Genomic DNA, 5,064 nt, shown 5'->3' with positions numbered 1-5,064 from the left:
TCAGTAATAACAGGAATAAAAGCTTCATTGGATATTTTTTACAATACTTTACAGACTGTATACGAAAGCCGGTTTTAAAAGGCTTCCTTACAGCATTACATTATTTGCAGATGTGGTTTGCTTAGATCTGATCTCAATACAGGCAGCTATGCTTTGGGAGGTTGAAAGATGGAACAGGCAAGTAAAGATGGCGGGATATTATCATTCAAAACAGGTTGTAAACCCGGATCGCCAGCCGGGGGCCTGAAAATGATCTTTGGCAAAATTGTTAAATCCGTGGGCAAATTTCTACCGTAAACATTTAAAACGGTTTTGAATGGCAACTGCATGTCCTGCTTGTAGTCGTTATCGAAAGGTTGGGGATCAATGTAATGCATCTTAATGAACGAGCCTACCGTCATATAGGGGCTTTCTCTTTTATGCTTCACATAATGCCCTACCAGCATCGGTAATTTCAACAGCTGATACGCGTCGGTTGAACCGAACAGGTAAATCACTAACAGAAATATGGCCACTTTCTCTTTCACGTGTTGAAGGTATCTAAAATAACAATCAACAAAAAGGCTCTAGAAAAGTTTAACAACCTGGTAAACGATGGGTATTTAACATTTTAATATCACTGTTACCCACGATCACGACTTCGCCTGAAAATCAGACCGCATTCCCGGGCTAAAAAGGCATTAGCTTTTTGCCTTTCTGTAATTTTCTTTTAAATAGCTCAAAGGGTTCGTCACCCCTGATGTCGAGTCTTTGTATCACCAATGACCGGCGCAGGGGAAGGGCGTTCAGGCGGTTGCCTATCCGAAAAGCAAGTATGATGCCGTTGCCCGATAGTGTGTTCAAAAATTGACGGCGCTTAACCGGGTGCCGTTTGGGAAATGCGCCATAAGGGTAGGCCAGGCAATCCTGGTAGGCTATCTTTCTTTCCTGCAGATATTGCCGGCATTTATTTATATCCTGCTCAATTTCTTCCAGTGTAAGCTGTTTATAGCTCTTATGATCATAGGAATGCAATCCATATTCAATCAGGTTGGGGTCCATTGAATGCAGGTCACTGAGTTGTAAATAATTGTCCTGCGGTGTTTCTCCCTGCTCAAGAAATGCGGGCACCAGGAAGATATTTGCTTTTAAGCCATATTTTTTCAGCACCGGGTACATGGTCGTATAATTGTCCCGGTAACCATCATCGAATGTTATTAAAACTGGTTTTCGGGGTAGTGGATTGCCGGAGCGAACATGTTTTACCAGGTCGCTTAACAGCAAAGGGGTATAGCCCTGTTGGGAAAGGAACAGAAACTGTTCTTCCAGGTCCTCCTTTGTTACTGTTAAATAGTCGCGATAAGTATTGCTGGAAATTTTATGATACATCAGGACCCGTAATGGGTCATTTTTGGAACCAAAAAAACGCATTGAGATCGGATATTGATGATTAAAAACGGGCCATTACCTTTATTCATTCGTTTATTTTTGCATACTTCACAAAATGATAAAAGGTGGAAAATACAGACCAGTAAAAGCCTTTTAAACCATTTAAAAAATTTCGCTCCAGCAGGTAATATTTTGTAAAGTTAAAAGGAACTGCCAGTATTATAATGAACGTGGATTTGTGCTTGCCTTTTCTTTTTCCCATTTCTGCTGCATACCGGGTATAGCGGTTGAATTTATCCAGGTATTGATAAATACTCGTATAACTATAATGCCTGACTATATGCTTTAATTTTTTAACCGGGCCTTCGATATGTATGCCTTCATGAACTTTATCGGCAGTAATGCCGCCTTTTTGCCGGTTAAACAGTCGCAAAAAATACCGGCCGCTTTCTTTTCCATGTAAGAACTCTTTACCCAGGAACACCAGGTTCATCCGGAAGGCAAACCCGCTGTATTGTTTATCGGCCTCCGTAAGACTGGTAATTTCCTGTACCAGTTCATCTGTCAGTACCTCGTCGGCATCAACGCATAGTATCCAGTCGTTTTTTGCCTGGGATACCGCAAATTGTTTTTGTGAACCATAACCATCAAAATGTCGGAATAATACTTTACAGCGTTTTGAGTAGCATATTTCAACCGTGCGGTCGGTGCTGTAACTGTCTACTATAATGATCTCATCGCACCAGTGCAGTTTTGAAAGGGTTCTTTCAATTTGCTGCTCTTCATTATAAGTGATGATGACGGCACTTACTTTAAATGCCGGGCAAACTTTGGGTTCCCCCTTCTTAAATAGTACATTATTAGCTACGGGGCTAGCAATCGGTTCGGGAAAGTGCATGGGTGTAATAAAGTATGTTTACAAATCAGGCGTTTTCATTGGTGTCATTAAAAAAACATTAAAATCAAAAATACCCCTATGACTAAAATCAGTATTTTTTCAGGGTTTCAAAAAATGCTTACATTTAAAATCTAACGACAAACGGATCAAAATTTAATCTCATATCGCCATATGAATAATAAAAAGATCAGCCGGAAAAGATTTGTGACCGATACGGCAAAAGCGACATTGGGCTCCGTTCTTACTTTGAGCTTACCTTCCATTGTTCCCTCCTCGGTATTTGGAAAAAATGCACCCAGCAATCGGATCAACGTGGCTTCTATTGGCTGCGGAAGAATTTCCGTTACCCATGACATGACATCCATTGCGCGGTATAGCGGCGCCAGAATTATTGCCGTTTGTGACCTGGATAAGGCCCGGGCGGATGCGGGCGTGCAGGCAGTCAAAAATAATTACACCAGGGCGGTAAAAGAAAACGGCGGCCAAACGGGCGATTGGGATATAAAAGTATATTATGATTACCGGGAGTTGTTGTTGAATAAAGACATCGATGCCGTACATATCAGTTTGCCCGATCACCAACATGCTATTGTGGGTGTACATGCCGTACGGGCAGGTAAAGATGTGTATCTGCAAAAGCCGGCCTCCTTAACTATTGAAGAAGGAAGGATCTTAAGCAATGAGGTAAAGCAAACCGGGCGCATTTTTCAAATGGGCAGTCAGCAAAAATCAATTGATCCCTGGCCGCAGTTTAAAAAAGCCTGTGAGCTGGTTCGCAATGGGCGCATTGGCAAACTGGTAACAATCGAAGTCGGATTGCCGGGCGATCCGGGTGGAGGCAATCCCGCTAAAATGGTTGTTCCTGCCAACCTGAATTACGATGCCTGGCTGGGTTCAACCCCTGAGGTATATTATACGGAAGACCGCGTGCATGCGCAGGACGCCAGTATGAAAGGCATTACCAGCCGGCCGGGTTGGTTGCGTTGCGAACAATTCGGCGCCGGCATGATAACAGGGTGGGGCGCCCATCACATCGATACGGCGCATTGGGCCATGGGTACAGAATACAGCGGACCCATCGAGATCTGGGGCAGTGGAAAATTCCCGAACGATGACCCTGACTATAAAGGACTCTGGGATGTGCATGGTATTTTTCGCACCGAAGCCCTCTATGCCAATGGGGTACACATGATCGTTTCAAATGAGTTGCCAAATGGGGTAAAGTTCATTGGTACGGACGGCTGGATCTGGGTGACCCGTGGTAGCTACCGGGTGACTGACAGCGATCCTATTGCTGATAAAGATGGCGTAAAACCCCTTGATGCCAGCAATCCGAAAATTTTACAATCAGTGATTGGCCCTAATGAAATTCACCTGTACGAAAGTTCAGAACAACATGCCAACTGGCTGGATTGTATAAGATCCCGGAAGGAACCGGTGGCGCCGGTTGAAGTAGGGCATCGTTCATGCTCTGCCTGTTTGCTGCATCACATTGCCATGAAGGTGAAAAGAAAAATTTATTGGGACCCTAAGACGGAAACGTTTAAAAATAACGATAAAGAAGCAACCGCATTGCTGTCAAGACCAAGAAGAAAAGGCTATGATTTTAATGTATAATATAATGAAAAGATTAACTGGCATTCGGCTGTTTCTAATAGTTTCAATAATGATGTCGTGTGGCGATCAGGTAAAACAAACGCAGCGATCTATTCAATTGATAACGCTGGACCCGGGTCACTTTCATGCGGCGCTTGTGCAAAAGACAATGTATGCCGATGTAGATTCCGTTGTGCATGTATACGCCCCGGGGGGCAGTGACCTGCAATTACACCTCGATAAGATCAATGGCTATAATGCAAGAAAAGACAATCCCACCCATTGGAAAGAAGAAATGTATACCGGAAATGATTTCTTTGAGAAAATGGTAGCCGAAAAGAAAGGAAATGTGGTGGTGCTGTCGGGGAACAACCAGAAGAAAGCCGATTATATTTTAAAAAGTTTACAAAACGGGTTTAATGTTTTTGCCGACAAACCAATGGCTATTAACAGCAGCCAGTTTGAACAATTGAAGCAGGCCTTTGACGCAGCCAACAAAAACAAATTGTTGTTGTATGATATCATGACCGAACGTTTTGAGATCACCAACAAATTACTACGCGAACTGTCGATGGACCCGGAGATCTTTGGCACCCTGGAAAAAGGTACCGTGGCCGATCCGGCAGTAGTAAAAACCAGTATTCATTATTTCTACAAATTTGTTTCGGGCAATGTGCTTACGCGGCCCCAATGGTTCTTCGATGCATCGCAGCAGGGGGAGGGCATTGCCGATGTAATGACGCATTTGGTTGACCTGGTGCAATGGGAATGTTTTCCTGAACAAACAATCGATTATTTAAAAGATATTCAGCTTGATTCTGCCAAACACTGGACAACCGATCTAAGCCTGAATCAATTCAAAACGCTGACAAAAGCAGCTGCTTTCCCCGCGTATTTAAAAGGCAGCGCTGTTAATGATACGCTGCTAAAGATCCTCTATAATGGTGAGATCAACTACACCATCAAAGGCGTGCATGCAAAAACTGCAGCCCTGTGGGATTACCAGGCGCCGGCAGGCGGCGATAATTACTATGCCCTGATGAAGGGTACCAAAGCGCGGCTGGTCATCAAACAGGGCGCTGCGGAAAAATATAAACCTGTGCTGTATCTTGAACCGGTAGATAAAAATGTCAATCCTACCGAAGCGTTTAAAAAGATCCAGGCAAAATACCCGGGGGTGGAACTGGTGCAATCAACAACCG

The 5,064-nt window shown here is 43.7% G+C and carries 5 protein-coding genes; 2 read left to right on the top strand and 3 right to left on the bottom strand.

Annotated elements, in window-relative coordinates:
- Positions 1-146 precede the first annotated feature (146 nt).
- The 3 genes from ACJ751_RS28850 to ACJ751_RS28840 form a co-directional block, all read right to left on the bottom strand.
- On the bottom strand, positions 147-527 hold the full coding sequence (locus ACJ751_RS28850; RefSeq protein ID WP_407749009.1) for a hypothetical protein: 381 nt from the start codon (positions 525-527) through the stop codon (positions 147-149).
- A 142-nt stretch (positions 528-669) separates the two neighbouring features.
- Positions 670-1,368: a polysaccharide deacetylase family protein gene (locus ACJ751_RS28845; protein WP_407749008.1), complete on the bottom strand. Its 699-nt coding sequence runs from the start codon at positions 1,366-1,368 to the stop codon at positions 670-672.
- Positions 1,369-1,453: 85 nt separating this feature from the next.
- The gene (locus tag ACJ751_RS28840; protein WP_407749007.1) at positions 1,454-2,266 is read right to left on the bottom strand and encodes a glycosyltransferase family 2 protein; all 813 of its coding nucleotides are present in this window, start codon (positions 2,264-2,266) and stop codon (positions 1,454-1,456) included.
- A gap of 171 nt (positions 2,267-2,437) precedes the next feature.
- Between ACJ751_RS28840 and ACJ751_RS28835 the strand changes: the two genes are divergently transcribed.
- A complete protein-coding gene (locus ACJ751_RS28835; protein ID WP_407749006.1) occupies positions 2,438-3,883 on the top strand; it encodes a Gfo/Idh/MocA family protein in 1,446 nt (481 codons plus the stop codon).
- A 4-nt stretch (positions 3,884-3,887) separates the two neighbouring features.
- The coding region (locus tag ACJ751_RS28830) for a putative oxidoreductase C-terminal domain-containing protein (protein ID WP_407749005.1) at positions 3,888-5,064 on the top strand (1,177 nt) is incomplete at its 3' end.

The organism is Niastella sp., assembly GCF_045805085.1.
In the GTDB taxonomy this organism is placed as follows: domain Bacteria; phylum Bacteroidota; class Bacteroidia; order Chitinophagales; family Chitinophagaceae; genus Niastella.
This window is presented reverse-complemented; position numbering and strand designations above follow the sequence as displayed.

What these genes read in the sequence shown, in the direction of transcription:
- ACJ751_RS28845 (WP_407749008.1), bottom strand. Translation starts at nt 1,368, where the DNA reads ATGTATCATAAAATTTCCAGCAATACTTATCGCGACTATTTAACAGTA.
- ACJ751_RS28840 (WP_407749007.1), bottom strand. Translation starts at nt 2,266, where the DNA reads ATGCACTTTCCCGAACCGATTGCTAGCCCCGTAGCTAATAATGTACTA.
- ACJ751_RS28835 (WP_407749006.1), top strand. Translation starts at nt 2,438, where the DNA reads ATGAATAATAAAAAGATCAGCCGGAAAAGATTTGTGACCGATACGGCA.